Source organism: Paraburkholderia lycopersici (genome assembly GCF_900096975.1).
GTDB lineage: Bacteria > Pseudomonadota > Gammaproteobacteria > Burkholderiales > Burkholderiaceae > Paraburkholderia > Paraburkholderia lycopersici.
Window position 1 is genome coordinate 1 of record NZ_FMYQ01000070.1, and the last position, 1,889, is coordinate 1,889.

1 protein-coding gene is annotated in these 1,889 nt (G+C 68.1%); it reads right to left on the minus strand.

Features of this window, described 5'->3' with window-relative positions:
* Positions 1 to 1,889, minus strand: a 1,889-nt coding sequence (gene acs / locus BLU17_RS31995) for an acetate--CoA ligase (RefSeq protein ID WP_245747126.1), incomplete at both ends; no start/stop codon positions are given.

A 1,889-nucleotide genomic window follows, 5' to 3' on the forward strand; every position in this document is an offset into this window, starting at 1 on the left:
AGAATCGCCGGGTTTTCCAGCGTCGAAACGTCCTGCGTGATCGCCTCGCCCTTCGCAAGCGAGCGCAGCAGGCGCCGCATGATCTTGCCCGAACGCGTCTTCGGCAGGTTCTCCCCGAAGCGGATGTCGCGCGGCTTGGCGATCGGCCCGATCTCCTTGCCCACCCACGCGCGCAGCTCGCCGGCCAGCTTCACGGCCTCCTCGCCCTGCGGACGCGCACCCTTGAGCACCACGAACGCCACCACCGCTTCGCCCGTGGTGTCGTCGGGACGGCCCACCACCGCCGCTTCCGCCACCAGCGGATTCGCCACCAGCGCCGACTCGATCTCCATCGTCCCCAGACGGTGGCCCGACACGTTCAGCACGTCGTCGATGCGGCCCATGATCGTGAAGTAGCCCGTGTCCCTGTCGCGCACGCTGCCGTCGCCGGCCAGGTACAGCCGGCCGCCCAGTTCCTCCGGGAAGTAGCCCGCCCGGTAGCGCTCCGGGTTGCCCCACACGTTGCGGATCATCGCCGGCCACGGCCGCTTCACGACGAGTATGCCGCCCTGCCCGTTGGGCACGTCCTGCCCCGTTTCGTCGACGATCGCCGCCATGATGCCCGGCAGCGGCAGCGTGCACGAACCCGGCACGAGCGGCGTCGCGCCCGGCAGCGGCGTGATCATGTGGCCGCCCGTTTCCGTCTGCCACCACGTGTCCACGATCGGGCAGCGCTTGCCCCCCACGTTTTCGTAGTACCACATCCACGCTTCCGGATTGATCGGCTCGCCGACCGTGCCCAGAATGCGCAGCGACGAGAGGTCGTGGCTCTTCGGATGCACCTTCGCATCGGCCTCCGACGCCTTGATGAGCGAGCGGATCGCCGTGGGCGCCGTGTAGAACACCGTGACCTTGTGCTTCGCGATCATGTCCCAGAAGCGGCCCGCGTTCGGGTACGTGGGCACGCCCTCGAACACCACCTGGGTCGCGCCGGTCGTGAGCGGACCGTAGGCAATGTAGCTGTGCCCCGTGATCCAGCCGATGTCGGCCGTGCACCAGAACACGTCGGCGGGCTTCCAGTCGAAGGTCCACTTCATGGTCTGCGCGGCCCACAGCAGATAGCCGCCCGTGCTGTGCTGCACGCCCTTGGGCTTGCCCGTCGAGCCCGACGTGTAGAGGATGAAGAGCGGGTGCTCGGCGCCCACGGGCTCCGGCGCGCACGTCGCGCTCTCGGCGGCCGAGAGTTCGTGCATCCAGTGGTCGCGGCCTTCGTGCCACGCGACCTTGCCGCCCGTGCGCCGGAACACGATCACGCTGTGCACCGCCTCGCAGCCGCCCATGGCGAGCGCTTCGTCGGCGATGCTCTTCAGCGGCAGCGCCTTGCCGCCGCGCATCTGCTCGTCGGCGGTGATGAGCGCGACGGCGCCCACGTCCACCATGCGCTCGTTGAGCGACTTCGACGAGAACCCGCCGAACACCACCGAATGCGTCGCGCCGATGCGCGCGCAGGCCTGCATGGCGACCACGCCTTCGATCGACATCGGCATGTAGATGACCACGCGGTCGCCCTTTTTCACGCCGCGCTTCTTCAGCGCATTGGCGAAGCGCGAAACGCGCGCGAGCAGGTCCTCGTACGTGACGTTCGTGACGGTGCCGTCGTCGGCTTCGAAGATGATCGCCACGCGCGCGCCGTTGCCCGCCTCGACGTGGCGGTCGAGGCTGTTGTACGAGGCGTTCAGTTCGCCGTCCTCGAACCACGTGTAGAACGGCGCGTTCGATTCGTCGAGCACCTTCGTGAAGGGCTTTTGCCACGTGAGGGTTTCGCGCGCGAGACGCGCCCAGAAGCCTTCGTAATCGCGTTCGGCTTCGGCGCAGAGCGCCTTGTATGCCTCCATGCCGGACACCGTGGC